This window comes from Novosphingobium sp. BL-S-34 (assembly GCF_056857015.1).
In genome coordinates, this window is record NZ_CM166472.1 from 2,250,585 (window position 1) to 2,277,457 (window position 26,873).

The following is a 26,873-nucleotide window of genomic DNA, read 5'->3' on the forward strand; positions in this document are numbered from 1 at the left end:
CGAGGAGTAGGATTCGCTCAGAAATCTTGAGACAAGAAGAATCGAACCAATTAATTCTTTCTTGACAGGGGTATGCTAAATGGACCGAAATTAGAAATTAAGATGCTATTTTCTTTCAAATACAACTTATTGCTGCGATATTTACACTCACGCTACCGCGGCGATTTAAGACATCTCAGACCAATACGGTGTCGGTTCACACCGTTGCTGTGATATGGCGTGGGCACGCTGTCGGGCGCTCGCCAATCTGCCAAAGCGCTTGCCGTACCGGCTTCAGCGTTTTGAGCGGGCCAAAGCGAAACGCTCCTGTCGGCCCTATGTGGGCCTCACACCTGCCGCGCTCGCCCCGCAAATTCCGCCCGTCAGGAGCGCTTTATCAGTCTCCGGGCTTCGCTTAACAGGGTGAGAAGAGTTGCGCGGCCGCGGGGGGTGGCGGCGACGAGGGACCAGAAGAGAAGGTATCCCGCCGCCAAGAGCATGAAGACGTTTACCCAGCCCACGCTGAGGTATTGGGTCCAGATCCACACCATCAGCGAGGTTATCGCTATGGAAAAGGCGTAAGGGGAGAGGGCTCGCAGCAGGGTGCCGAAGGTGACCGGCCCCTTCCGGGTTGCGGCGTACCAGATCAGCGGGCCCTGGACGCAGCCCGTGGCGATGTAGGCGTTCGCGACGCCCTGTATCCCCCACGGCAGTCCCACGATGAATGAACCGACGAAGGCCAGCGAGCTGAAGAGCCCGAAATTCCTCATCGCGCGCGTGCGGTTCTGCGTGGTGAACAGCCAGCCCGTGCTGTTGCTGACGGGCGCGAAGAGCGCTCCTATCGCCAGGACCTGGAAGATGGGCGCTACCGCGTGCCATTTCGACCCGAGCACGGTGTAGATGACCAGCTTGCTCCCCACGCCGGTAACGGCGATGCTGGGATAAGTGAGGAGTATGATCGTCTCCAGGAGCATCAGGTACGACTTGGAGTATTTCTCGCGGTCGTCGTTCAATCGGGAGAGCAGGGGGGTCGCCACTTTGGCGATCGGGCCGGTGATCTGGCTGAGCGGCAGCAGCAGCAGCTTGTAGGCGCGGTCGTATATGCCGAGCTGAACCTCGCCGAGGTGCCGGCCGATGAGAATGTTGTCGAGGTTGCGGGCAAAATAGTTGAAGATGTTGAACGAGGTGACGTTGCCTCCAAAGCCCAGGATCTCTCGCGCTTCGGGCGCTTTTCCCGGCCTGGAAGGGACCCAGCGGGCCAGCGACCAGGCCAGCACGAGCGCGGTGGTCGTCAGCGTGGCCTGGCTGATCACGAGCGACCAGTAGGAAAACCCCAGCAAGGCCGCCGAAATGCCCGCTATCGAACTGAGGACGTAAGAGCCGAGATCGACGGCCACCAGTGAACCGAATGCCAGTCGCCGGTTGAGGATGGCGACATGCTGGTTGTAGAAGCCGGTGAGCATCAGGATCGCGCCAAGCGCGACCAGCACGGGCGCAACGCGGGCGTCGTGGTAGAAGATCGATGCAAGCGGCGCGCCCAGCATCACGATTATGCCGGACGTGACGCTTACCAGCGCGCTCGTCCAGAAGATGAGGCTGAGCTGTGCCTGCGTGATCTGCGGCCTCTGAACGGTGGCCTGGCTTAAGCCCAGGTCGGCGAACAGCGCCACGAACGCCAACAGGGGCGCCGCCATTGCCAGAATGCCGAACTCGGTCGGACCCAGCAGGCGGGCCATGACGATCGACACGACGAATTGCAGCCCGAAGCGGACCGCCTGGGCGCTCATGTTGATGGCGATGCCCTGCGCCGACTTGCGGCGCATCGAAGAGTGGTCGCCCGGCGTCAAACCGGAGTCCAGGGCTGAGGGATTACCGGCCAACGTATTTCACAATCTTGGTTTTCAGCCAGTGCTGTCCTGCGGAACTCTTGAGCGATTTCGCCAGGACTCCCAGCTTCGATGAGAGATTCGGTGCATCCCCGTAGAGCACGTTCAGTTCATGCGTCCTGAGCGCGTCCGCGCGGCGGGTTAGTGCGCCTGCGACCGCTGGATTGCTGGCAAAGGGGGCGCGGCGGGAGAGTTTTTCCGTCTCCGAGATCATCCGGCTGTAGTCCACCCGCGTGCGGCTGAGGCCGGAGTCCCGCGTGGTATAGATATAGCTCAGCACCTCGCGGGCGAGCACGTATTTTGCGCCTTTCGACAGCGCATCGATGATGAAATGAAAATCTTCTCCGTGCCGGATGTCGGTCCGGTAGCGCAGGCCGTTGTCATTCAGGAAGGCGATCCGGAACAGAGGTTTCAACAAGCCGTAGTCCGGCTCCCTGTTGGCCGGCCGGGCCGCTTCCACGAAATCGCCGAGGCTGAGCGTCGTTATCGGGGCGTTCTCCTGGAAGACGGGTCCCGAGATCTCCTGCCGCTGATGCGAGAAAAAGCGGATGGATCCGGCGACGATGTCGGCATCGCGATCTTCGGCGATCTGCACGAGACGGCTCAGGGCGCCGGGTTCCAGCGCGTCGTCCGCGTCGAGAACGGCGCCCCATTCACCGGCGGCATGGTCGAACGCGAGATTTCGGGCGCCGGATGGGCCAAGGTTTTCCTTGCTGTCGATGACGCGCAATCGCGGGTCCTTGCGCGCGATCGCCTGCAGGACGTCCAGTGTCGCGTCGGTCGAGCAGTCGTTCACCGCCACGATTTCCACCGAGAGCCCCTGCTGATCGAGAGCCGAACCGATCGAGCGCTCCACGAAGTCGGCGCAATTGTAGGCCGCCAGGATCACGGACAGTTTCGGCTGCATCACCGGGTTCATCCTTCAACACCGGAAGCGGGGAATGCATCGAGGCCGGAGCAATGGCTTCGCACCCCCAGAGATCTCAGGCGGTGATCCAGTCTGTGCTTCAACAAAGGCACCAGTCTTCTCCTGATCAAGACTTGACCGATTATCGAGACGCGCACTTCCATTCATACCAAGCGCCGCTGATCGGCGGGAGCAGCCGGCCGATGGTCCCTCATCGCTGGCTGCTCTGCACTTCCCGCTGCGAGAAGAGGGGAACCCATGAGAGCAGGGACGTCAGCCGCAGGGCGGCGGTGCGCAGCAGGCGGTTTACCGGATCGGTGATCGCGCGCCACCATCGCGACGACACTCTCACGACCGGATTTGGTGACGTGAGAGCGTCCGGCTGCATGACGATGTCGTAAAGCGCGGCGAGCCCGACCACGACCACGAAGAACAACCCGCTCAGCAACAGTCTTTCCGGGATCGACTGATCGTAATCCCGCGTGACGAAGATCAGGAATGCATTGCCCGCCGAAAAGGTGAACAGGCTGCGCCGACCCAGCATCGTCGCGCGATCAAGGCCGGGGCCGCCTTGTCTGACGGAGCGGCAGAGCGCGACGATCATCGCGGTGCCGAGCGCGCCGCAGAAGAAATAGAAGGGATGGTTGGCGTTCCTGAGGACCATTCCCGCTGCGGTCTCGGCAGTCACTTTCTCCGGCCCCATGAAATAGGTTGCGAACGCGCCGACGCCGAGTGCCCCGCAGAGGAGGAGGAAGCGCCGGGTCACGGATTTTCTCACTTCGGCGTCCGCCGACCGATCCTCGCTGAGCAGCCAGCCGATCAGCATGCCCACGGCGACGAAAAACAGGCTGTGCAGCACGGAGGGCCCGGCGACGGCATCGCCTATGCCCAGAAGCAGGTCAGCCAGTCGCGCCGGCACATAGTGGGCGAAATTGGGGGGCGGGGCGGGTAGCAGCACGAACAGGGGGTGCAGGAGCAGGATCGCGGTCGAGGCGATCAGCAGCGGCGCCAGGCCCCAGCGCAGCCGGGCCACGAGGATCAGCGGGGCGAGGAAGAAGAGAATGGCGTAGTATCGAAGGATGTCGCTCAGCGGAATTTTCCCCGCGAGCAATGCGCCGAAAAACGCGCTTTTCAGGCTCAGTCTTCCCATCCAGAGCACGGGAATCAAGGTCAGGGCGTATAGAAGCCAGCAGAGAAAGGCCCGTTCGAACAATCTGGCCGTCACCGACTGGATGCCGTCGCGATCGGCGCGATTCCTGTAGACGACCTCCAGCAGGGCGCCGAACAGAATGATGAACATGGGAGTCGCCAGTCTTACGACGAATGCAAAATGAGGCTTTTGCTCGAAGAAATCTTCCCAAACGTTCGTCGCGATGAAGGAGTGGTTGAGCATCGCCAGGGTGATCGCCACGGTCCGAGCTATATCAAGTCCCAGGATCTTGCGACCTGGCGGCATCGCAGCGTACTCCCTATCTGAGCGTCCCGGCGGCACATTATCCCGCATGGAACCACAAGGGGCATTCTAAAAAGGGTGATGGAAGGCTTCTTTTTTGCCTTCATTTAGAAGGACGAAGCCGATTTTCGTGGCTTTGGAGGCGGCGCAGGCCAGGCCCCGGCGACCGGGCCGCGATTCGCGCTCCGAGGTTCGCGGAACCCGCTCCGGCGCCGGTCAGCCGCCCGTCTCGGTCAGCATGCCCTTCAGGACCACGCTTGCGTGCTGCACCGCCAGTTCGTGCAGGTCGGGCATTCGGGCGCCCGTGTTACCCAGGACTTCGCGGAACAAGGTTCCGGCCAGCATCGGGCCGATGATCGACATGGCATAGAGCAGCGGATCGCCGGCGCGCACTTCGCCGCGTTGCTGCCCCTGCTCGATAGCCCGCGTCACGAGGGTGAGTACCTTGGACACCACCTCGTCGTGCCAGACTTGCGCGAGATCCGGGAAACGCGAGCCTTCCGCGATCAGCAGGCGGACCATGGCCGGAGCCCGGCTGCCTGCCGTTGCCGCAACCTTGCGCAGAAGCGCAGGGACGAATTCGGCCAGGGGCGGCGCGAATTCGGCGGAAGGCGCCGGAAGCAGGCTCAGGTGAGTCGCGAGAATGCTGCGCGCCACGGCCCTGAACAATTCCTCCTTGTTGGCGAAGTAGACGAAGACCGTGCCTTTCGAGACCCCGGCCCGGCGCGCGACTTCTTCCACCCTGGCGGCCCCGAAGCCATGTTCGGCGAAGACCTCCAGCGCAGCGTCGATGATCTCGCTGGGCCGGGCATCCTTGCGCCGACGCCGCCCTTGCGCCGCGGCCTTGGCGGGAAGCTGCATGGAATCCTGTTTCGGTTCGGTGGTCTTCTTCACGTCTGGTCCCTGATTCTACCGATCCCGTGCCCAGGCAGAAAACGATATAATTATTGACCTGTTGGTCAATAGGTAGGATTGAATTGCGGCATGGCATCCGCTCGAATCGCCGTTGTCGCCACAGCGCTCCTTCTGGGAGGCTGTACGGTCGGTCCAGATTATCACGCTCCTGTCGTAGAGATGCCCACCGCCTATAGTTCGGCCGAGCCCGCCACGCCAACGGCGGACGACCCCGCCGTCTGGTGGCAGGCGTTCCGCGATCCCGTGCTCGACGATCTGGTGGCCCGCGCCATGGCCGGCAATCTCGATATCCAGCAGGCGGCCTCGCGGGTGAAGCAGGCCCGCGCCCAGGAACAGGCGACGCGCGCGGCCGGCGGGCCGTCCGTCAATGCCAGCGCGCAAGCCGGCTACACCCGCCTCAGCAGCAATGCCCTGCCATCCGCGCTGGCCAATTTCGGCACGGGTAACACGGGGTCGGGCTCTGGTGGCCCGGGCATCGGCCTTGCGGGCGAGGACTTCGCCACGTTCCAGACCGGGTTCGACGCCTCGTGGGAACTCGATCTGTTCGGCGGCCAGCGCCGCGCGAACGAGGCGGCGGGCGCGCGGATGGCCGCGGCGGTCTGGTCGCAGCGTGATGCGCAAGTGCTGCTCGCCAGCGAAGTGGCGAATACCTACCAGCAGCTGCGCGCCTTGCAGCGGCGCATCGCCGTGGCTGACGAAAGCATCGCCGCCGCGCGTGACCTGCTCGGTTTCATCGAGGTGCGTTCGGCCAAGGGGCTCGTCACGACGCTCGACGCGCGCCGCCAGCAGCAGGACATCCAGAGCCAGATCGCCCAGCGCGAGGATCTGGCGGCGCAGGCAGAGGTCCATGTCCACGCGCCGGGCACACTGCTCGGAATGGCGCCGACGGGACTGGCCGCGCAGCTTGCGGCCGCGCCCGCCGCGCCGCCCGATCCGGTCGCCGTGCCCGCGGGTCTCCCCTCCGATCTCCTGCAGAGACGGCCCGATATCCGCGCTTCGGAGCGGCAGCTGGCTGCGGCGACGGCCGATATCGGCGTGGCGACGGCGGACCTCTATCCCAAGTTCAGTCTCACCGGCGCGCTGCAGTTGGCGTCGCGGTCGCTGACTCACCTGCTGGAAACCGACAGCATCACGGCCAATGGCGCCGGGCGGCTCTCGCTGCCGCTGATCGGGGGCGGGGCCTCGCGCGCGACGGTCCGGCTGCGGGAAGCGCAGGCGAACGAGGCGCTGCTCGCCTATCAGTCGACCGTCCTTGGCGCCTTGCGCGATGTCGAGGACGCCTTGACCCGGCTGGCCGCCGACCGCCGCCGGGCGGAGAGCTTGCGGACTTCGCTGCAGGCGGCGCGCGATGCCTCTGAGACGATGCAAGTGCGATATCGGCACGGCCTTGTCGCCTATACCGATGTGCTGACCGCGCGGCAGACCGCGCTCTCGGTGCAGGACGGGCTGGCGCAGGCGGAAGCCGCCGCGGCGCAGGACGCCATCGCGCTCTACAAGGCATTGGGCGGCGGCTGGGACGAGCGCCGCGAACAGCAGGAAGTGGAGCGAACGCGTGGCTGAGGCACATGGAACTTCCCCGCGCAGAGGGGGGCGATTTCCTGTCCGCCGGTTGCTTATCGCCGCCATCGTGGTGGTGGCGGGCCTCGTGCTCTGGCTGCTGCTCAAACCGGGACGGCATGCCGGTGACGAGCAGTTCACCGGCTATGTCGTGAGCGACGACATCTACATGTCCTCACCCGTCGGCGGCACGCTGACACGCGTTTCGGTGCGGCGCGGCCAGCGGGTGAACGCCGGTGCCGCGCTGTTCCGGGTCGATCCGACCGTGCGCGAAGCCCAGACCGAGCAGGCGCGCGCGACCATCGCGGCCAACCGCGCCCAGGTCGAACAGCAGAGAGCCGGCCTTGGCCATGCCCGCGCCGATCTTGCCGCCGCCCAGGCCGATGCCGATCGCTATGGCACGAAAGTGCGCCGCCTGACGGCGGCGCAGCGGGAGAAGCAGGGGGCGATCGCTCAGCTCGATCTCGACCAGGCGCGCGCTTCCTATGAAGGCTTCCTGCGCAAGCGCGACGCCGCACGAACCCAGCTTCAGTCCGCCTCGGCCGCGATTTCGGCAGCAGAAGCGCAAGTGCGGCAGGCCGAGGCGGGCCTTACCTCGGCGAAGCGGGAATTGAGCGACCTTTCCCCGCCGGCGCCCGCCGCGGGCCGGATCGAGGATGTGATGTTCAAACCCGGCGAGAGCGTCCCCGCCAATACGCCGATCGTGTCGATCGTGCCCGACGGCGAGGTGAAAGTGCGGTTCTACGTGCCGCAGAGCAGGGTCAACGCCTACCGCCCGGGCCGCAAGGTGGCGATCGGCTGCGATGGCTGCGCGGGTGGGATGACGGCGACCGTGGAATTCGTCGCCAACCGGCCCGAGTATACGCCGCCCGTCATCTACAGTGTCGATGCCCGCGAGAAGCTGGTGTTCCTGGTGGAGGCTCTGCCCTCAAACCCGCGCGCGCTCACCCCCGGCCAGCCGATGGACGTGGCGCCGGATGCCGCGGCCCTGCCGCGCCGATGACGGCCTCGCAGGCTGCCATCGACGTCAAGGGGCTCAACAAGAGCTTCGGAGACAAGCACGTCGTGCAGGACGTCTCGATCAGGGTGGAGGAGGGCCGGATCACCGGCTTCCTGGGGCCGAACGGTGCGGGCAAGACCACGACGCTGCGCCTGCTTTGCGGCCTGCTGACGCCCGACAGCGGCGAAGGCGAAGTGCTCGGCCTGGACTTTCGCTCGCAGACCGACGCCATCAAGCGCCAGACCGGGTACATGACCCAGCGCTTCTCGCTCTACGAAGACATGACGATCGAGGAGAACCTGAGCTTCATCGCCCGGGTCTATGAACTCGGCGACCGCAGGGGCCGGGTCGGCCAGGCGCTGGAGCGGCTGGGCCTCCAGGACCGGCGTGGGCAGCTGGCGGGCGCGCTGTCCGGAGGCTGGAAGCAGCGCCTCGCGCTCGCCGCCGCAACCCTGCACGAGCCCCGGCTCCTGCTGCTCGACGAGCCGACCGCCGGCGTCGATCCCAAGGCCCGGCGCGAATTCTGGGACGAGATCCACACCCTGGCCGACGGCGGGCTGACCGTGCTGGTCTCCACGCACTACATGGACGAAGCCGAGCGCTGCCACGACATCGGTTACATCCTCTACGGGCGCCTCATCGCGCGCGGGACGGCGGCCGAGATCATTGCGGGTTCGGGCCTCGTTACCTTCAACGGCCAGGGAGCGGATATCGGCAAGGCCGCCCATGAGCTGGAGCATCAGGACGGCGTGCTGAGCGCCTCGGCTTTCGGCGCCGCCGTCCATGTCTCGGGCACGGACAGGGCGGCGCTGGAGCGGGCCATCGCGCCCTGGCGCAAGCCGCCGTTCCGGTGGGACGAGGTCGAACCCTCGCTGGAGGACGTGTTCATCCAGCTGATGGGCAAGACCAGCGATGACAGGTACGCATCGTGAGCGGCCTGTCGTTCGCGCGGATCGCGGCCGTGATGGTCAAGGAGTTCACCCAGCTCCGGCGCGACCGCATCACTTACGCCATGATCCTGGTGATGCCGCTGATGCAGCTCCTGCTGTTCGGCTATGCGATCAACACCGACCCCCGGCACATGCCGGCCGCCGTGCTCTCCCATGACCATGGCCGCCTTGCCAATGCCGTGGTCGCGACGCTCGAGCGCACGACGTATGTCGATGTGAAGCATGTGCCGGGTTCCGAAGCCGAGATGGACCGGCTGATGCGGCGGGGAGAGATCACTCTCGCCCTGACGATCCCGCCCGACTTCAGCGAGCGCGTCCTGAAAGGAGACCGGGCGCAGATCCTGGCCGAAGTCGATGCCACCGACCCCACGGCTGCGGGCGGCGTTGCCGCGGCGGTCGCAACTCTGCCGTCGAATGCCTTCCGGGCCGAACTGAGAGGCCCGGCCGCAAAGCCCGTGTCCCCAGCGCCCTTCGAAGTCGTGGTGCACCGGCTCTACAATCCAGAGGGCATAACCTCATACAACATCGTGCCGGGCCTGCTGGCGATCATCCTTTCGATGACGCTGGTGATGATGACCGCCATGGCCGTCACCCGCGAGGTGGAGCGAGGCACGATGGAGAGCCTGCTGTCCACCCCGGCCACGGCGTTCGAGGTGATGATCGGCAAGTTGCTGCCTTATATCGCGGTCGGCCTGGTCCAGACCGTGATCGTGCTGGCTCTGGCCCGGTTGCTGTTCTCGGTGCCGATGGCGCAGACTCTCGCCGGCTGGATCGCGCTGACGGTGGGGATCGTGCTGTTCATCACCGGCAATCTGGCGCTGGGATATCTGATCTCCACCGTGGTGCGCAGCCAGCTTCAGGCCATGCAGATCTCGATGTTCTACATGATGCCTTCGCTGTTCCTGTCCGGCTTCATGTTTCCCTTCGCGGGGCTGCCGGGCTGGGCGCGGGTCCTGGGTGAGATCATCCCCATCACTCATTTCCTGCGCATCATCCGTGGATCGCTGCTGAAAGGGCAGGTGCTCGCGGACATGGGCACCGATCTGCTCGCCCTCGGCGGATTCCTCGTGGTGGTTGCCGTTCTGACGGTCGCCCGTTCGCGCACCACACTCGATTGATCCCCTTCGGCTTTCACCACATAAGCCGCGAAGCCCGATCAAAAGCCTCGATTTCCGGCATTTTCACCGGCCGCGATCAAGGCCACCAGCCAGTCTTAGGCCGGCTGATGGCGGGATCTTTTCCAGATCGGACGCATCGCGTCTGCTCCCCTAGGGGTCCGACCATCTACAATAGGGACGTGATCGAAGATCGCGGTGCGATGCCCGGCAAATTCTGCCGGAATGGAAAAGGAAAGATTACGTGCGAGCCTATTTCGGAGCAGCCCTTCTTGCAGCCGCCAGCCTGGGCGCCGCTCCCGCCCTTGCTCAAGGCGACGACGCGCGCGTCAGCCTGGGTGTCACCGCCGGCACGCTCGGGATCGGGCCAGAGGTCGGATACCGGGTGTCGGAAAACATCGGCGTCCGCGCGAACGCCACGTTCTTCTCGTTCAGCCACAACATCCATTCGGACGACATCCGATACGATGCGAAGCTGAAGCTCCGCTCGGGCGGTGCCATGGTCGATGTCTATCCGTTCGGCGGCGGTTTCCGCATTTCCGGCGGTCTGCGCGTCAACGGCAACAAGGGTCGCGGCGTCGGCGTACCGAACGACGGGACCAGCTATACCATCGACGGCACGACTTACGCCGCGGCCGAGATCGGCACGCTCCACGCCGAAACGGACATCGACAAGCTCGCCCCGGCCCTGACGCTGGGTTACGGTGGCGGCCTGTCGAAGGGACTGACCGTGGGCATCGAGGCGGGCGCCCTGTTCCAGGGCAGCGTCAAGGTGAAGCCGCTGACCGTCACCGGTCTCTGCGCCGATATCTCCCTCGGCCCCTGCTCCACCCTCGCCGCCGATCTCGAAGCGGAGCGGCAGAGCGTCAACGACGATATCAACGACTACAAGGTCTACCCGGTGTTGCAGGTTGCGCTGGGCTACCGGTTCTGAGTGCAGGGCGCCGGTCCATCCGGCGCCCGACCTCCCCGGGGACATGGCGGGAAGCCTTCGGCGCCCGCGTTAGAAACGGCGGTGCCGGATTACGGGAGCGGGTCAGATCTTCGCGCTGATCAGGAAACGCTCGCGGCTTTCCTGCGACTTGCGTCGCAGTTCCGAGATGGCGTGCTCTTCGGTGGCGTCCAGCATGGAGGCGAGCAGGCGCTGGAAGTGCTGACGCATGGCAAGGCGCGCGCCTTGTGGGTCGTGCTTGCGAAGCGCTTCAACGACCGCTGCGTGTTCGTCCTGCCGCGTCCTGCCGTCATGGTGACAGACGCTTTCGTGGGTGTACTTCACTTCCGGCAGTTCGGTGCGCAACCGCCAGAGCGTGTGGATGACATGGGTGATCGCCGCATTGCCCGAGGCGGAAGCGATCGTCATGTGGAACTCGCGGTCGATCTCGGTCGACTTTTCGTCGTCGCCCTCGGCCGCCATGGCTTCCAGCAGTGTGTCGAGCTTGGCCAGCGTGGCATCCGAAATGACCGGCGCGGCCAGCGCCGCGGCCTCGGATTCGAACAGCGAGCGGGCCTCGGTCAGTTCGAGCGCGCTGACCTTGGGCAGGGCATCGTCGGTGCGATCGCTGAGTTCCGAAACGTAAATGCCCGAGCCGGTCTTGATCTTGAGCACACCCACGGCCTGAAGCGCGATGGCGGCCTCGCGGATCGTGACCCGGCTGACGTTGAACCGCTCCGCCAGTTCGCGCTCGCCCGGCAGGCGCGTTCCTGGCGGAAACGCGCCTTCATTGATCAAGGCAACGATCTGGTCGGCAATGCCCTGGAACAGCCTGTCAGCCATGGTGTGTCTTCTTTCTTTCCATCACGCCTGCATGAGGTTTGAGACCTAATAGCTTCCATGCCAAAACGAAGCAATTGTCCGACCAGTTATGCAGCGCACTTAATGGTGCGCTGAACGACGCGCGGAAAGTCAGGGCGCGATCTGGCTGCGCAAGTCGGGAACCGCGCGGGCTAGGTCACGCGCCACCAGGGCAGCGAAGACTTCCGCGCCTGCATCGCCGATATGGGTATAATCGAACTTGCGCGTGAACTGCCCGTGCGGGCCGTCCGGCATGGTGGGGACCGGCGGCAGGCGGGCTTCCTCGGCCGTGCGGGGCTTGAGGGTGGTGCCGCTGCGTGCAGCCGCCCGTTCGGCTTCGTTGGGAGCGGTCTGGGCCAGCGCCATCGCGGGTTCCGCGCCCATCTGCTGCACGGCGGCCGCGCTGGAGGCGTTGAGATCGACCAGCGGCACTTTCAGCGCGCGGGCCACGCCGCGGACCTTCTCGGCCCAAGGCGCCAGCGTATTGTTGAGCTTGCCGCCCACGAATTCGCGCCGGCTGAGCGGAGTGATCAAGACGGGCACGGCCTTAACGGCGCGGACTTCCTCGACCATGCGCCGCAGGTTGTCAGGGAATTCCTTGTCCATTTCGGTCCAGCGTTCCGAGGCGGAAGACTGATCGTTGTGGCCGAACTGGATCAGCACGTAAGTGGCGTGGTAGCCGGGCACTTTCGCCTCGGCCAGGGCGCCGTCCCACGAGCCTTCCTGCCGGTAGCTGCGGGTCGAGCGGCCGCCGCGCCCCAGATTGAGGCAGGCGACCGAAGACTTGACGTGATGTGCGCAGAAGATCGAGGCCCAGCCGCTGGTCGGCGCCATCGTGGAATCCCCGACCAGGATGATCTTGTAGGGGCTGAGCGGCTTTGCATCGGTGCGCACCGTGCGGCCCTTGCTGGTGTCGCCTTCCCGCGATGCCGGGGCGCCGGTGGGCATTCCCAAGGTCTTTACCTGGGCCGTTGCCGCATCAGTCCCTGCGACCTGTGCGAGCAGCGCTGCCATTACAGCCGCTGCAATCCTTGCCTTTCGGGTCATCCTCTAGTCTCCCTTGCGAATGCTACGGCCTACGAGAAGAACAGGCCGCCATTGATGTCGAGATTGACGCCCGTCAGGAACGCCGCCTCTTCGGAGAGCAGGAAGCCGATGGTGGTGGCGACTTCGTCCGGGTGGCCTTCGCGGCGCAGGGGGGTGTTGTTCGCGGTAGCGGCGCGGCCCTCGGGCTTGGAGAACACGTCGTGGAAGCTCGTGCCGATGAGGCCCGGGCAGACGGCATTCACGCGGATGCCCTGCGGCCCCAGTTCCTTGGCCCAGCCGCGCGTCAGCGTCATGAGCGCACCCTTCGATGTGGCATAGACGGTTGCGCCCGGGCCGCCGCCGTCGCGCCCCGCCAGTGAGGCGACGTTGACGATGGCGCTGCCCTTGGCGAGCTGCGGCAGCGCGGCCTTGGTGACGAGGAAGGCGGACTTGAGATTGAGGTCCATCACATGGTCGAAGAAGGCTTCGTCCATTTCCGCCAGCGTTTTGCGCGCGACCATGCCGCCCGCAAGGTTGACGAGGAAGTCGATCCGTTCGCCGAAGGCGGCGACCGAGGCGGCGATCAGGCCCGCGACATCCTCGGCATTGCTGACGTCGGCCTGGTGGAGGATTGCGGTGCCGCCCTCGGCCTCGATCTCGGAAAGGGTCCTGGCTGCTTCCTCGCGGTTGCTGCGATAGTTGATGACGACCTTGGCGCCTTCGCGCGCGAGGTATTGCGATACCGACTTGCCGATGTCGCGGCCGCCGCCGGTGACGATGGCGATCTTGTCCTTGAAACGCATGGGTTTGCCCTTGTTATCTGTTGGGGGAGGAGAGAGGCGCGATCCGGCCGCCGAGCAGCCAGATGCAGAGAAGCGATGCCGGCACCAGTGCGGCGGCCAGCGCGAAGATGGGGGCATAGCTCGCCTTGGTCATGGCCGGCACGAGCCAGGTGGTGACCAGGGTTCCGGCGACGGCCGCAGTGCCGCCCAGGCCGGCGAGCGAGCCGACGGTACCGCCCGCGAAGTAGTCCGCCGGCAGGGTCTGGATATTGTTGATCGCCATCTGGAAGCCGAACAGGATCACGGCGATCAGCAGCACGGCATAGAGGGGGCTGCCCGCATGCATGGTCAGCAGCAGCGGTGGCAACATGATCGCGCAGCCCAGGGTGATGGCAGTCTTGCGCGCGAAGTTCACCGTCTTGCCGCGGGCGATCAGCGCGCCCGAAAGCCAACCGCCGATCAGGCTGCCCGCCATGGCGCCGACGAAAGGCACCCAGGCGAAGAGGCCGATCTGCTGGACATCGAAGCCGAACGTCTCGGCCAGGTAGATCGGCAGCCAGGAAACGAACAGCCACCAGACGGGATCGAGGAAGAAGCGGCTGAGGATGATGGCCCAACTCTGGCGATGGCGCAGCATCTCGGTCCAGCCGGGCGCATAGCCATCGGCCTTGCGGCTCTGCGCTTCGGCGGTGCCGAGGATGTGGTTGCGCTCGCCCGGAGTGAGCCAGGGGTTGGTCTCGGGATCCGCGCGGTAGAGGAACAGCCAGGGCACCAGCCAGAGGAAGCCCAGCACGCCGATGAACAGGAAGGTCATGCGCCAGCCGAAGGCGGTGAACAGCAGCGCCACCAGCGGGGCCGAAACGATGGCGCCGAGCGATGCGCCGGCGTTGAAGATGCCCTGCGCCAGCGCGCGTTCTTTTTGGGGGAACCACAAGGCATTCGCCTTGGCCGCGCCGGGCCAGTTGCCTGCCTCGCTCACGCCCAGGGTCACGCGCAGCACGGCCAGGATGCCGAGCGAGCGGACCACCGAGTGCAGCCCGATCGACAGCGACCAGAACAGGATCGAGACGGCAAAGCCCAGCCGGGTGCCGACTACGTCGAAAATCCTGCCGAAGACCGACTGGCCGAAGGCATAGGCCAGCATGAACACGGTCACCAGTAGCGCGTAGTCGGACTTGTCGGCGCCGATCTCCTTGGAGACGGCGGGCCACATCACGGCCAGCGCATTGCGGTCGATGTAGTTGATGACGGTGGCCAGCCCGATCAGGCTGATGACCAACCAGCGCAGGTTCTTCACCGGGATGCCTCCTGCGTCATGTCGAAGCGGCCGACCGGGCCCGTCCATGTCTGGAACCTGCCGCCGATCTGGAGCGCGTGGTCCTTGGCAGGATCGGTGTCGTCGGCGATCGCCAGCACCAGGCTGCCGCCCTTGCGGAAGGTGATCGTCACGAGGTCGAAGTCGCCCTTTCGCTCATGGGTGAGCGCTTGCACGGCACTGTCGCTGCCGATGGTCGTTTCGGCGGAGGCGTCATACCGGCCGTGGGGCTCCAGCAGGCTGACGAAGGCGGCATCGGTGGCGCCGTCCAGCCGCTGGAGAATGAAGGGTTCGCGCCGCAAGTTGAAGCGCGGGTCGTTGGCGCCGCTTTCGCCCAGGATCATCGTTACGCCGGGCGTGGCGACGCGATAGCTGTAGAAGCGCCCGTCCTCGATCCAGGTGACGACATTCCCCGATGCGTGCCCGTTCCGCGCTTGCGATGCCGGGTTCGGCTGGCTGGTGGCATCCACCCAGAGGTGCTGGTAGCCGTTCGCCTTGCCCAGCACCGGCCGGGCCGCGACGTTCGACTTAAGCGGGAAGTTCGTGTCGATCAGCTGGCCGGTATAGTGCAGCGGCAGGTCGTAGCGAGCGGGTTTGCCGCCGTTCACCTTCAGCAGATCGACGATGAGCGGGCTCTTGAGTCCGTTCACTTTCACCTGGAGCAGCGCGCGGCGGAAGGTGACGCCAGGATAGGCATCCGTCATCTCGGCTATCGAAGCGCGGGTCTGGCCTTCGGCCGAGAAGTAGAGCTGGCGCGGTGAGAGGGTCTCCCCGCGCTTCCAGTCGCCGCCAAAGTGGCTGGTTTCATCCACCACCAGGGTGTTGTGAGCGACCGTCTGCTTGGCCCAGGTCTCGTTTTCGGGAAGATAGCGGCCGCCGTCCTTGGCCTCGATATTGAGGAAGCGCGCGGCGCCGTAATCCGTGACGATGGGCTGGCCGTTGTCGTATAGGATCCAGTTCAGCTTGTCGAAATGGCCGTGGCCCATGCCTTGCGCGGTGTTCTTGACGGCCAGCAACTGGTCCTTGCTGCCCGGGCCATCGCGCAGGACGGCGATCCCGCCATGGTCGCCGGCCGGTCCATCGCGCAGCAGCATCGAGGCGAAAGGGAAGGGCTTGGCCTTGCCCGCGGCCAGGTCCCGCGCGACTTCCAGGCCCTGCGGGGTGAGCACGGTGCGGTCCTGCCACCGTGCGATCGAAAGCAGCGCCGGGTCGTGGGTTTTGCCGTATCCGATGGCCACGGCCTGGTAGAGTTCCTCGGTCTTGAGGCTCTTGTCGGGCATGGCATCGTTGAAGGGCAGGAAATAGCCGTCAGACGTGAGCTGGATCGCGGTGCGGATCGCCTTCAGCACGATGCCGTCGCGATATTCGAAGATGCGGCGCTGCGGTTCGTTGGCGTCGACGGCGGCCGCGAAGATCACGAAGGGCTGGAGCGCGTAACGCTGGTAGTAGGGTCCTTCGGCATAATAGCCGTCTGGCGAGAACAGCAGGTCGAGTTGGCGCAGGAAGCCCGCCTTGCCGCTCTTGTCGAGGCCCTTCAGCGCCTGCTCCACGAGATTGGGATCGCGCAGGACATAGCCCGTCATGCCGACGCCGGCATTGGCCCAGGTGGCGTGGTTGTGAATGCGGTCGAAGACCTTGGGCGATCCGGTCGAGAGGAACTCGGCCATCTTGCGGAAGACCTGATCGTCGATGGTCTTGCGATCCCGAGGGGTGAGTGCATCGCGCACCGCGTCGTAGCCCTGAATGCCGTAGACCAGCCAGACGCTGTCGTTGAGGCTTTGCCAGAACAGGCGTCCCGCCGCTTCGTTCTTGGCGGCCGGGTGCGGGCCGAGCGTGGGGTAGAGCTTGGCATAGGCAAGCAGAAGGTCGCGCGCAAAGTCGGCATAGTGGCGATCGCCGGTGACGCGATAGAGCAGGCCGGCGCCGTAGAGCGCGGTGTAGTTGCGCTTGTGCTGTTCGTGACTGGCGCCGCCGCCCGCGTCCCTGGGCACGGGTACGTTGACCCCCGCATGGATCGCGGCGTCGACATCCTTGCGCACCCGCGCAAGTTCCGCCGCGAACAGCGGATAGCGCTGGGCCTCTGCGCCGAGGCCGGAGAGCACCGCGGCATTCATCAAGACCGGATGGGCATCGTCCGCCTTGACCGGGGACGCCGGAGCGGCGCTGGACGGGGCGGCGAAGACGGGAACCGGCGTCAGCGCAAGCAGCGCTGTGCCGAGAAGGAGAGGTCCGAGAGCGAAGGGCCTGGGAAGGAGGGGCCTGGCGATCATGATGCGTCTCCGCCGATACTGTTGCCGGAGACCAGGACGCGCGGCGAACCTTGCGGGTAGAGCTTGGTCACGGTCGGCTCCGGGGTCTGGATGAAGTGGTTGTCGATGATCCGGGTTTCCGGTGTGCCGACACTGTTGGCCACGGCGATCCTGCCGCTGCTGCGGAAGGTATTGCCCTCGATGAGGATCGACTGCACGCCGGACAGGCCGAGCATAACCGGGCCGCTCTGCACGACCGTGTTGCCGCGCAGGATCAGCTCGGGGCCGAACGTGCTCTCGTCGGTGCCCGCGCGCAGGATCTGGGCCAGGCTGCCGATTTTTTCGAAACGGGAATCGGCGATGGCGATGCGCTCGGCGGCATAGCGGCCCTTGCCTTCCGTCTCGGCCGCAGCTGCGAGCACCGCGCCTGAAAGGCCGTTCACTGCGGCCTTCGTGATGGCGATCCGGTCGGCGAAAGTGCCGGGCGTGGTGGCGATCAGGTCGAAGGCCGGGGCGCTGTCGAGGCGGGAGAAGGCTGTACCGTCGATTTCCAGCGCATAGTTGGCGACGGTCGACAGGGCGGAGGTGCGGATGACGGCATTGCCGCTCTGGCGCGGGGCCTTGTCGCCGGTGATGCTCAGGCCTTCCAGGCGCAGCGCTGCGCCTTCTTCCAGTTGAAAGAGCGTGGGAGCGGAGAAGGCGATATCGGCATCCCTGGGGCCGGAGACCGTCAGCGGCACGGAGATGCGCAGCGGCGTTTCGGCGGTGTAGTGGCCGGCCGCCAGTTTCAGCGTGTCGCCCGGCCTCGCAGAGGCCACGGCGGCTTCGAGACCGCCGGCCTTTACCGGAACGGCGCGGCCCGACCCGAATGCGGCGATGCCGGTCGCCTTCGGATACCAGGCCGGGCCGACCTCCGCGAGCATGACCGGCCTGAGGTCGCGCGGCGCACCCAGTGCGGCAAGAGCCGGGTCGGTGGGATAGAGCAGCCCGTTCGCCGCGCGCTTCGTCGCGATCCCGGTCTTCCGCAGGCCGGAAGGGATCGCGCCCGGCACTTCGCCATCGGTCACGTTATCCGTGAACGTGACGCCCACCATGTCGGCTTCGATCCGGAAGGGCTTGCCGTCCTGTGCGGTGATCAGGTTGTTCGTGAGCCGGCTGCCGGTCGGCGCCGCCGTGCGCTCGGCATCGGCGCCTGCTCCCAGCGTCACCCGGGCGACCTCGAACATCGAATTGTTGGCGATCTCCGCCCCGGAGACCGCGTGGTAACGGTTGATCGCCGACCCCGGAACGCCGTTCATCACCGCCAGCGCACTGGTGAAATCGGTTCCCGCGAGCCCTTCCATGTAGTTGCCCCGCACGATCTGGCCCTCGTTGATCACGCGCACCCCGCCGGTATGGGGCTTGGCCTTGCCGAGAAAGACGTTGCGCTCGACACGGTTGCCATTGCCGTGTCGCAGCACGATCGCGCCCTGCGATTCCAGGATCAGGTTGCCGCGCACGACGTTCGCGCCGGACTTCACCGAGACGATCTCCACCTCGCCGTCGCAGCGATCGAAGACGTTGGCCTCCACCAGGTTGGCGGAATCGGACAGCGATTCGTCGCTGGTGCCGAGGCGGATGGTCTCGCCCCCGTTGGAGCCGAGCGGTGGGCGCGGGCCGAAGTAGTTGTGGTCGATCCGGTGGCGGTTGGCTTCCGGCTGGCCCTTGGGGCGGATCACTGCGAGCGTGACGCCCAGATTGCCTTTGCCGGCAAACCAGCTGTGATCGACGCGATTGTCGCTGCCATAGATCGAGACCCAGCGGTCTTCGGTACGGCGGTCGGCCTTGTTGTAGCGATCGATCACCACTTCGGTGAGCCGCGAATGGCGGGCGTAGCTGCGCGGGTCGCGTCGAAAACTGATGACCTCGGCGCCCGGCGCACTGCCGTCCCGGAAGACGAGGCCGGAGACGAGCAGGTGGCTTCCTGCCATGCGCAGGCTGGAGGCGCCGGTCAGGATGACCTTGCCCTTGGTCTGCACGGTAAGCTTGATCGGCTGCTTGGCGGTACCCTGGCCTTCCAGCAGGATCGGGAAGTCCTTCCACTCGCCCTCCGCAAGCCGGATGACATCGCCGGCCTTCACCGCGCCGGCCGCTGCCCGATACTCTGCCTGGTCGTGCACTAGGTAATCGCGGGCCAGCGCCGAGGCAGGCGCCGCGGCGAGAAGCAGGCCGCTGAAGGCGAGTGTGGTAGATCGTGCCATCAGGCTGCTCTCTTCCAGTTCAGACCGGCCCTTAAGGAGCCCCTTGAAATTGGCATAATGCCGCTCGGCAAATTGGGCAACCATTGTTCAGACCAAATCTCATGACAAATCGACAGGTTTGGTTTGAACAAGGCTGCTTCCTTCTGTGGAGGGCGCAGCTTAGCTATGCTCCCGCGCGGTTTCCCGAGATCAGCGCAGACGCAGGCGCAGGCTGAGGAAATATTGCGGGCCGTAGTATTCCACGTTCCGCGTGCTGCCGATGACCGGCATGTATTCGACCCGCGGCTCGTTGAAGATATTGAGGGCCTGGAAGCGGATGTCGGCGGCCTTGTTGATCGCGTAGCGCACGTTGACGTCGAACGTGTCGTTGCCCTTCACGTAGCGCAGTTGGGTGTTGTCGCTGGTGAAGGCCTGGTAGTAGCGCGAGCGGTAGCGATAGATGCCTTGGATCGAGAACTTGCCGATCTCGTAGAAAGCCTGCGCCGAGAAGACGTGCTTGGAATAGCCGCTGAGGCTGGCGGCCGGGATCAGGCCAGGCGTGACGTCTCCGGTCGCGCTGTCGATCACGTCGCCATAGCGGATGTCCTGGGTCTTGAAGTTGGTCCAGGCGTAGTTGTAGCTCAGCTTGGCGCCCAGCCCATCAAGCGGGTGGGGCAGCCAGGTGAACTGGTTGCTGGCCGTCAGTTCGAGGCCGTACAGGTCGCTCTGCTCGTCGCTGTTGATGGTCTGGGTGACGGGTACCGAATAGCTGGTGCCACCGATGGTGAAGTCCTCGTCCTCCTCGATCGGGATGCGTCCGCCGGTGAAGCGCTTGTAATAGACCGCCGCGGCCAGCAGCGTGTCCTTGTTCGCGTAGTATTCGAGGCTGAGGTCCGCGTTCCACGACATCGTCGGCTTCAGGGCGGGGCTGCCGGTGGCGATGATGGTATTGATGGCGTCCGTTACCGAGGTGAAGCCGGTGCCGGTCTCCAGCGTGATCTGCCGGCCGGCGCCAAGCGCGCTGGGCGCCGGGCGCGACATGGCGCGGTAGAGCCCGGTGCGCAGGCGCGCCTTGTCCGAAATGTCGAAGATCGCATTGAGGCTGGGCAGCCAGCGCATCGAGCTGGAGCCGATCTTCGTCTCGGTGAAGTCGCCGTTTTCCCGCAGCGAGATCGAGCCGTCGGCATTGTTGATGACGTCGAGTCCGCTGCGCAGGCCGCGCGCGGTGACGCGGGTGTGCACGCCGCGTAAGCCGAAGTTGCCCCGCACCGGTATGCCGCCGAGGTCGCCCGAGTAGGTCGCCATGACGTAGCCGGCGAGGGTCTTTTCGGTGACGTCCGAGTTTTCGACCGCCCGCAAGTCGCCGGTGTTGCCCGGGTCTTCGGTGCCAAGATAATTGCGGAACTGGCAGAGCACGTCGAAAGTGGCGAAATTGGTGATCGCGCCGGCGGGGCCATCCGCGAAGAAATTCTTCTGCGCAAATGGCGTTCGGCAGGCGAGGTTGACGTCGCGGTCCACCGCCGGGTCGGTCTGGTCGATATTGACGTCGTTGCTGTAGCCGAAGAACGTGCGCTGCGACCAGCGGCCGCCGATCGCCACTTCCTCAAGGAAACCGTCCATTTTGTACCGCCCGTCGAGGCGAGCGGAATAGATCTCGTCGTCACGGCCGTCCTGCGAGCGGGTGAGGCGGGCATCGTCGCTGAAGAGGTCGGCATTGGTCGGGTCGAAGCGCTGGTCGAATGTGAAGACCGGCAGGAAGCTCTGGCTCAGGTCGACGTGGTAGGGGATGCGCTGGTTGTTGATCGCGGTGCGCTGCCCGTAGATGTCGAAGGGATCGGTGCGCAGGCGAACCTGACGGGTGATGTCCACCCGCTTGGTATGGGAATAGCCCGCATCGGCGCTAAGCGTCAGGCGATCGGTTGCTTCCCAGGCCAGGTTGCCGCCGAGCCCGAGGTATTTCTCGTCGCGCTGGAACAAGCCGGAAACCGATTGCATCGTCGCCGAGCCATCGGCAGCGAGCAACTGGTGGTTATCGCCGATGACGACGTTGTGAAGATTGTAGCGGCCTTCCGCCGTACCGAAATCGTGGCGCTCCTCGCTATATTGACGGCGCGAGTACTGAACGTCGAAATTGATGTCGAGCGTGGGGCTGGGTTTCCACTGCAGGGCTCCGAACAGCGCGTTACGCAAGTCCGAGGTGGTCATCTGTCGGAAGGCATAGGAATTCGAGGCGTGGTAGAAAGGCGTGCCGGAGTTGCCTTGTTCTCGGCTCACTTCGGTGCAATTGCCGGTGGAGACGATTGCGGCGTTGCAGGTGAACCAGGTCGAGCTGGTGTAGAAGCGCTCTACCGGATCGCTTACCTTGTTGCGCTGGAAGCCGAGGGAAATCCCCACGTCGCCCAGAGCGCCGAGATTGAATTGGTCTATATAACTGGCCGTAACTCGATAGCCATAGGGGCTCTCTCCGTCGATCCGGTCCTGATAGGGGTTCATGTTCCCCTTGATCTCGGCCTGGATCTGGCGCCGCTTGTGATCGAGCGGCTTGCGGGTTTCCAACTCGATCAGGCCGGCCACGCCGCCTTCGATGAGATCGGCCTGCTGGGTCTTGTAGATCTTGATCGCATTGAAGAGTTCGGCGGGAAACTGCCCGAAATTGACCGCGCGGTCACCCGAGCCATTGGTGGCTTCGCGCCCGTTGAAGGTGGTCATGCTCAGGCCTGAGCCCAGGCCGCGGATCGAGACTTCGGTAGGGCCGTAATTGGCGCGGTCGATGGAGGCGCCGGTTATCGTGGCGATCACCTCGCCCACCGACTGGCCAGGAAGTTCGCCGATTTCCTTCGATGAGATGGCATCGACGATCGCATCCGCGCTGCGCTTGGTCTCGATCGAATTCTGCATCGTCTCGCGCACGCCGGTGACGAGGATGTCCCCGGACGCGGGCTCCTGCGCAGGAGGCGGCGCGGCGCCAGCTTGCGCAACCTGCCCGAATGCCGGCCCGGCCGCACATGCCATCAAAGAGCCACCAACGAGAAGTGTTGCTCGCAAGCGTGCAAAACCAACGCCAGCCGATTGCTGCCCCATAGCCACTCAGACTCTCCTCGCCTTTTTTATATACCGCCTACTTGGTCCGATGTCGGCTTATCTGTCAACCAATATATTCATACCAATCGTACTGTCACAACAGGCATGAATTCAGGGCCAGTCGGCTGGGTGTGGTCCGGACGGATACGGGGTTTCAGGAAAAGGATGGGAGATGGCGCCTTTACCGGGGGTGCATCGGGGTCTGAAAAAGAAATATCAGACCGGGAATGGCCGTGGCATTTCCGATATGCAGGCAGCGCTTGCAGCGTTCACTTTACCGTAGCGGGCAAATCTGTAACTGATGGCCCCATGACAGGCCAATTGGACGACATCAGGCGCGAGAGCGCTATCCTGCCGCTCCAGATTGGCGATCAGGCGCCGCGGTTTCTGGCGCGGAGTACTTTGGGGTCTTTCGATCTCGACGACTATCGGGGGGGCTGGTTGGTCCTGTTTTCCCATCCGGCGGATTTCACGCCGGTCTGCACGAGCGAGGTCATTGCTCTGGCGCGGGCGGCGGATGAGTTTGCGAGGTTGGGGTGCCGGCTGGTCGGGCTCTCGGTGGACAGTCTCTATTCGCATCTCGCGTGGATAAGGCTGATTCGCGATGCGACCGGGGTGACCGTTTCCTTTCCCATCATCGAGGACCCGACGATGGAGATCGCGCGCGGCTATGGCATGGTCGGCAGCGATGCGCGGGATAGCGGCACGGTGCGGATGACCTATTTCATCGATCCCGAGGGCGTGATCCAGGCGACCAGCGCTTATCCGCTCACGGTCGGGCGCTCGATTCCCGAGATGTTGCGGGTGCTGAAAGCGCTTCAGGCGGTGCGGGCGCAGGCCGGGCTGGCGCCGGCGGACTGGCAGCCGGGCGCGCCGCTGCTGCGGCTGCCGGGCGAAACGGCCGAGGCGGCGCTGGGGTCGGACGATGCGGCTGGATGGTTCCATGCGCCGCTTGGCGACGGAGCCTGAGATGATGGACCCGGATATCGCCGCCGAACTCGACGGGACGGCGGAATTGCTGCGTGCGCTTGCCCATCCGGTGCGGCTGCAGATCCTCCATGCCGTGAGGGCCGGGCCACTGGCAGTCGGCGAGATCGAGGAGGCGACCGGCATCGGCCAGCCAGGCCTGTCGCAGCAGCTCTCGATCCTCCGCAAGGCGGAGCTGGTGCGTTCGCAGCGGAGCGGGAAGCAGGTTTTCTATCAGGTCGATGGCGAGCGGATGGCCGAAGTGGCCGAGGCGCTCGCGGCCTTGAGCGGTACGGGTGCAGGGGAGGCCGCGTCTCGGCACGCCTCCACGGCAGCAGCCGCGCTGGGCGCAGCAGGCGGCACGAGGGGCGCCGGCCCGACGCCGCCGGGCGGCGCGGCCCGATTCGCACGCGTGTTTCGCTGAGCGGATCAGGCCAGGTCGGTCACGTCGATCGTTTCGCTGCATAGCGTCAGCGGCGCCTTGCGGTGAGAGACCAGCACCAGGCCGGTGCCGGTGCGATCCAGCCAGCGGCGCAAGCTTTCCACCAGGGCCGCTTCCGTGGCCGCGTCCAGACCTTCGCTCGGCTCATCCAGGAGCAGCCAGGGCCGCTCGGCCAGCAAAGCGCGGGCCAGCGAGAGGCGCTTGCGTTCGCCGCCCGACAGCACGCCGCCGCCCTCGGAGACGGGCGTGTCGAGCCCCGCTTCGCTGCGCGCGATTCGCTGGTCGAGCTGGGCGACCTGCAGCGCTTCCCACATTTGCGCCTCGGTCACGCCGGATCGGGCAAGCCGCAAGTTGTCCGCGACGGTGCCGATCAGCATGGGCGCGTCCTGGGGAGACAGCGCGAACTGGCTGTTCAGGCGCCATGCCGGAAGCGAGGCGAGCGGCGTCGCGTCCATGCTCAGATCCGCGACGGGTTGCTGCATGCCCGCAAGGGCCAGCAGCACGCGGGTCTTGCCCGAGCCCGAGGGCCCCGTGATCGCAAGACGGGCGCCGGTCGGGACGTGGCGAGTGCCGAAAGCCAGGGGCGCGGCTGCGGCGGAGACGGGCTCCTGAAGAGCGGCGTCGAGGGCATTGAGCGAGGCGATGCGGCGCAGCCCGGCCTCCAGCGCGGCGCGGCGCAGCAAGCTGCGCGAAAGGCCGCCCATGGCTTCGACCGCCGATGCCGTCGCCAGCATGGCCAGGGCGACCATCGGCGCCGATTCGCGGGCGAGCAACAGAACTCCGGCGACACAAAGGCCGCCGTAGATGGAGAGCAGGGCGCCTTGCAGCGCCTCGGCACGGAACAGGTCGGCGCGGGCCTTGTCGAAGGCGCTGGCGGACGGCTCCAGTTGGGCGATGGCTTGATCGGCCAGGCCATAGGCGGCGATTTCCGCGCGCGCGCTGGCCAGTTCGACATAGCCCTTGCGCAAATCCCCCAGCGCGGCGGCGGCTTCTTCGGCCGGCGCGCGGGTGAGGCGCTCGGAAATGCGGCGGAACAGGAAGGGCAGGCCGGCCATCATCGCGGCCAGGAAGAGCAGCGCGCGCCATCCGCCGAAAGCGACGAGCACCAGGCTCACCAATGCCGAGACCGCCGCGGCGTGGCGTGCGGGTTGGCGGATGACGAGGTCTTCCAGTGCCTCGACATCGTCGATCAGCCGGTTGCTGGCCTCTCCGGGCGAGGTATCGGGTGCGGTGCGGCTGTCCTGCGCCGCCAGCTTGTCGAACAGCGAGCCGCGCAAGTCCGCCATGCCTTCCAGCGCGACTTTGTGGGAAAGCAGGCGTTCGCCATAGCGGGACAAGGTGCGGACGATGGCGAGCAGGCGGATGGCCGCGCTCGGGATCAGGTAGTTGAAGCCCATGGCGGTGGCGACACCGGCCGAGCCTGCCAGCGCGGCAGCCGTGAGGAACCAGCCGGAGAGTGCCAGCAGCCCGATCGCGGCGATGGCGGCAAGGCCGGCGCAGAGGCTGGCGTAGGCCAGGCGGCGGCGGGCGAGGCCGGCGGTGGCGAGAAGCGCGGGCCGGGCGGTGGTGGGGAGCGTGGCGGCCTGGGTCGGAATCACAGCGCGATCTCCTGGCGGGCGGCGCGAATCAGCGCAGGGTCGTGGGTGGCGACGAGGATGCAGCGCTCCGCCGCGAGTTCGCGCAGCAGGGCGATGATGCCGGTGGCGGAGTCTTCGTCGAGGTCCGCGGTGGGCTCGTCGCAGAGGATGAGCGGGCGCGCGGAGAGAATCGCGCGGGCCAGGCCGATGCGCCGACGTTCGCCGCCCGAAAGGCCGGAACCCGCATGGTCGATGGGCATGGCGAGCCCGCCGCGCCGCGTGAGCACGGGGCCGAGGCCGACTCGCTGCGCGACGGCGAGAATTTCGGCTTCGGTGGCCTGGGGTGCGGCGAGCGCCAGATTGTGGCCGAGGGTGCCCGTCATCAACAGTGGGCGCTGCGCCGCCCAGGCGGCGGCGTTTCCGGCGAGCGGTGTGCCCGCGCGGCTGGAGATCCTGCCGGAAGAGGGGGCGAGCTGTCCGGCAATGGCGGCCAGGGTGCTCGTCTTGCCGCTGCCGGTGGGGCCGGACAGGGCGGCCAGGTCGCTGGATTCGAGGTCGAAATCGAGCGGGCCCACGGCAAGGCCGGGGAAGGCGAGCACGAGGCGCTCGACATGGAGGCCGTCGAATGGCGCTGGGCTGGCGTGATCGCTGACGGCGCTGCCACCGGCGGCGCCATCGGGGTCGCCATCTTGGCCATAGGTTTCAGGCTCCGCTGCGAAGGGGGCAAGGGCTTGCTCTGCCGCTTCGCCCAGCTGCTTCTCGTGATAGGCCGCGGCCAGGCGGCGCATCGGCAGGTAGAATTCCGGGGCCATCGCAAGGACGAAGAAGGCGGGGACCAGCGTCAGCTTCTCGGGCGCCGGGAAGGGCAGGAGGCCGAGCAGCGAGAAGCCGCAATAGACCGCGACCAGCGCGATCGACAGGGCCGAGAAGAACTCCAGCACCGCGTTCGAAAGGAAGGCCGTGCGCAGGACCGCAACCGTGCGGTGGGCCACTTCGCCGGTGGCGGTGCGGACTTGCCGTCCGATCCGGGCTTCCGCGCCGAAATGGCGGATCAGCGGCAGGTGAGTCACGCGGTCCACGAAAAGGCCCGAGAGCGCTCCCAGCGCCGCGAGCTGGCGCTCTGCGGCGCGGCGCGATGCGGTGCCTGCCAGGATCATGCCGAGCGTGAAAGGCACCAGGGTGCCCAGCATGATTGCCGCCGCCACCCAGCTTGCAGGGGCGACGACCAAGGCGACCACGAGGGGGCCGACTACGGCGTTGATCCTTATAGGGGAAAACCGCTGGTCCCGATTCTCGATCGCGGTGTTATGATCGAGGGCAAGGTTTGCGCTTTCGCCTGAGGAGATCAGTCTCGCCAGTCGTCCGCCCAGAAGTCTGTGCCACAGGTCGGCCCGCCTTGTGCGGCTTGCGGCCTGTGCCGACGCCACTGCGATCCGGTCGACCGTGCAGGTCGCCACCGCGCGCAACATCACCCCGCACAGGATCCATACCGCAGGCAGCGCGATCGCCGCATGGCTGGCAACCGCGCCCACGCCGCTCGCCACGCCCCACGCAAAGAGCGCGGCGCCCGCAATATCGACAAGCCAGGCTCCGGGTATCAAGGCCCGGGCAAATTTGACATAGATCAAATTAAGTAAACCATGTAAGTAAAGTTTGACAGCT

The 26,873-nt window shown here is 65.7% G+C and carries 20 protein-coding genes; 7 read left to right on the plus strand and 13 right to left on the minus strand.

The genetic code is table 11. From position 1 onward, the window contains the following. Nucleotides 1–362: 362 nt before the first annotated feature. The 4 genes from AC1VV3_RS10730 to AC1VV3_RS10745 form a co-directional block, all read right to left on the minus strand. Entirely contained in the window at nt 363–1,802 is a 1,440-nt protein-coding gene (locus AC1VV3_RS10730; protein ID WP_482961730.1) for a lipopolysaccharide biosynthesis protein, read from the minus strand. 46 nt (nt 1,803–1,848) lie between these two features. After that, nucleotides 1,849–2,784 (minus strand): glycosyltransferase family 2 protein, encoded by a 936-nt coding sequence (locus AC1VV3_RS10735; protein ID WP_465127800.1) that lies wholly within the window; start codon nt 2,782–2,784, stop codon nt 1,849–1,851. A gap of 199 nt (nt 2,785–2,983) precedes the next feature. Then, nucleotides 2,984–4,183 carry a DUF418 domain-containing protein gene (locus AC1VV3_RS10740; RefSeq protein ID WP_465127801.1) on the minus strand — a complete coding sequence of 400 codons (1,200 nt, stop codon included), beginning with the start codon at nt 4,181–4,183 and terminating at the stop codon, nt 2,984–2,986. Between the two features lie 258 nt (nt 4,184–4,441). Then, nucleotides 4,442–5,119: a TetR/AcrR family transcriptional regulator gene (locus AC1VV3_RS10745; RefSeq protein ID WP_482961731.1), complete on the minus strand. Its 678-nt coding sequence runs from the start codon at nt 5,117–5,119 to the stop codon at nt 4,442–4,444. Nucleotides 5,120–5,209: 90 nt separating this feature from the next. Here AC1VV3_RS10745 and AC1VV3_RS10750 point away from each other — a divergent pair, with 90 nt between their 5' ends. The 5 genes from AC1VV3_RS10750 to AC1VV3_RS10770 all read left to right on the plus strand — a co-directional run bounded on the left by AC1VV3_RS10750 (nt 5,210) and on the right by AC1VV3_RS10770 (nt 10,696). Beyond that, nucleotides 5,210–6,700: an efflux transporter outer membrane subunit gene (locus AC1VV3_RS10750; RefSeq protein ID WP_482961732.1), complete on the plus strand. Its 1,491-nt coding sequence runs from the start codon at nt 5,210–5,212 to the stop codon at nt 6,698–6,700. A 49-nt stretch (nt 6,701–6,749) separates the two neighbouring features. Then, nucleotides 6,750–7,700: an HlyD family secretion protein gene (locus tag AC1VV3_RS10755; protein ID WP_482961733.1), complete on the plus strand. Its 951-nt coding sequence runs from the start codon at nt 6,750–6,752 to the stop codon at nt 7,698–7,700. Beyond that, nucleotides 7,697–8,629 (plus strand): ABC transporter ATP-binding protein, encoded by a 933-nt coding sequence (locus AC1VV3_RS10760; RefSeq protein ID WP_482961734.1) that lies wholly within the window; start codon nt 7,697–7,699, stop codon nt 8,627–8,629. Before AC1VV3_RS10755 ends, AC1VV3_RS10760 begins: the two co-directional genes overlap by 4 nt. Then, a complete protein-coding gene (locus tag AC1VV3_RS10765) occupies nt 8,626–9,765 on the plus strand; it encodes an ABC transporter permease (RefSeq protein WP_431567753.1) in 1,140 nt (379 codons plus the stop codon). Before AC1VV3_RS10760 ends, AC1VV3_RS10765 begins: the two co-directional genes overlap by 4 nt. A 241-nt stretch (nt 9,766–10,006) precedes the next feature. Next, nucleotides 10,007–10,696 (plus strand): hypothetical protein, encoded by a 690-nt coding sequence (locus AC1VV3_RS10770; RefSeq protein WP_482961735.1) that lies wholly within the window; start codon nt 10,007–10,009, stop codon nt 10,694–10,696. Nucleotides 10,697–10,798: 102 nt separating this feature from the next. On the opposite strand, the gene AC1VV3_RS10775 is transcribed toward AC1VV3_RS10770, so the two are convergent. The 7 genes from AC1VV3_RS10775 to AC1VV3_RS10805 form a co-directional block, all read right to left on the minus strand. After that, nucleotides 10,799–11,536: a FadR/GntR family transcriptional regulator gene (locus tag AC1VV3_RS10775; RefSeq protein ID WP_132269788.1), complete on the minus strand. Its 738-nt coding sequence runs from the start codon at nt 11,534–11,536 to the stop codon at nt 10,799–10,801. Nucleotides 11,537–11,665: 129 nt separating this feature from the next. After that, nucleotides 11,666–12,568 carry a rhamnogalacturonan acetylesterase gene (locus AC1VV3_RS10780; protein ID WP_482961736.1) on the minus strand — a complete coding sequence of 301 codons (903 nt, stop codon included), beginning with the start codon at nt 12,566–12,568 and terminating at the stop codon, nt 11,666–11,668. Between the two features lie 62 nt (nt 12,569–12,630). Then, nucleotides 12,631–13,383, minus strand: coding sequence for an SDR family NAD(P)-dependent oxidoreductase (locus AC1VV3_RS10785; RefSeq protein WP_132269792.1), 753 nt, complete (start codon nt 13,381–13,383; stop codon nt 12,631–12,633). Between the two features lie 13 nt (nt 13,384–13,396). Continuing rightward, nucleotides 13,397–14,659, minus strand: coding sequence for an MFS transporter (locus AC1VV3_RS10790; RefSeq protein ID WP_482961737.1), 1,263 nt, complete (start codon nt 14,657–14,659; stop codon nt 13,397–13,399). After that, nucleotides 14,656–16,947 (minus strand): alginate lyase family protein, encoded by a 2,292-nt coding sequence (locus tag AC1VV3_RS10795; RefSeq protein WP_482961738.1) that lies wholly within the window; start codon nt 16,945–16,947, stop codon nt 14,656–14,658. Before AC1VV3_RS10795 ends, AC1VV3_RS10790 begins: the two co-directional genes overlap by 4 nt. Next, nucleotides 16,944–19,166, minus strand: coding sequence for a polysaccharide lyase 6 family protein (locus AC1VV3_RS10800; protein WP_465127809.1), 2,223 nt, complete (start codon nt 19,164–19,166; stop codon nt 16,944–16,946). The genes AC1VV3_RS10795 and AC1VV3_RS10800 overlap by 4 nt, the downstream gene beginning before the upstream one ends. Before the next feature lie 189 nt (nt 19,167–19,355). Continuing rightward, nucleotides 19,356–22,157, minus strand: a complete 2,802-nt coding sequence (locus AC1VV3_RS10805) for a TonB-dependent receptor (RefSeq protein WP_465127810.1) — start codon at nt 22,155–22,157, stop codon at nt 19,356–19,358. Nucleotides 22,158–22,547: 390 nt separating this feature from the next. On the opposite strand from AC1VV3_RS10805, the gene AC1VV3_RS10810 reads away from it, so the two are divergent. Next, complete coding sequence (locus tag AC1VV3_RS10810) at nt 22,548–23,195, plus strand: peroxiredoxin (RefSeq protein ID WP_482961739.1); 648 nt, start codon at nt 22,548–22,550, stop codon at nt 23,193–23,195. Continuing rightward, entirely contained in the window at nt 23,179–23,616 is a 438-nt protein-coding gene (locus AC1VV3_RS10815) for an ArsR/SmtB family transcription factor (protein WP_482961740.1), read from the plus strand. Before AC1VV3_RS10810 ends, AC1VV3_RS10815 begins: the two co-directional genes overlap by 17 nt. Nucleotides 23,617–23,621: 5 nt before the next feature. Here the strand turns inward: AC1VV3_RS10815 and AC1VV3_RS10820 are convergent, their stop codons facing one another. Next, complete coding sequence (locus tag AC1VV3_RS10820; RefSeq protein WP_465127813.1) at nt 23,622–25,232, minus strand: amino acid ABC transporter ATP-binding/permease protein; 1,611 nt, start codon at nt 25,230–25,232, stop codon at nt 23,622–23,624. Beyond that, nucleotides 25,229–26,812, minus strand: a complete 1,584-nt coding sequence (locus AC1VV3_RS10825) for an ABC transporter ATP-binding protein/permease (protein ID WP_482961741.1) — start codon at nt 26,810–26,812, stop codon at nt 25,229–25,231. Before AC1VV3_RS10825 ends, AC1VV3_RS10820 begins: the two co-directional genes overlap by 4 nt. Between the last annotated feature and the right edge of the window lie 61 nt (nt 26,813–26,873).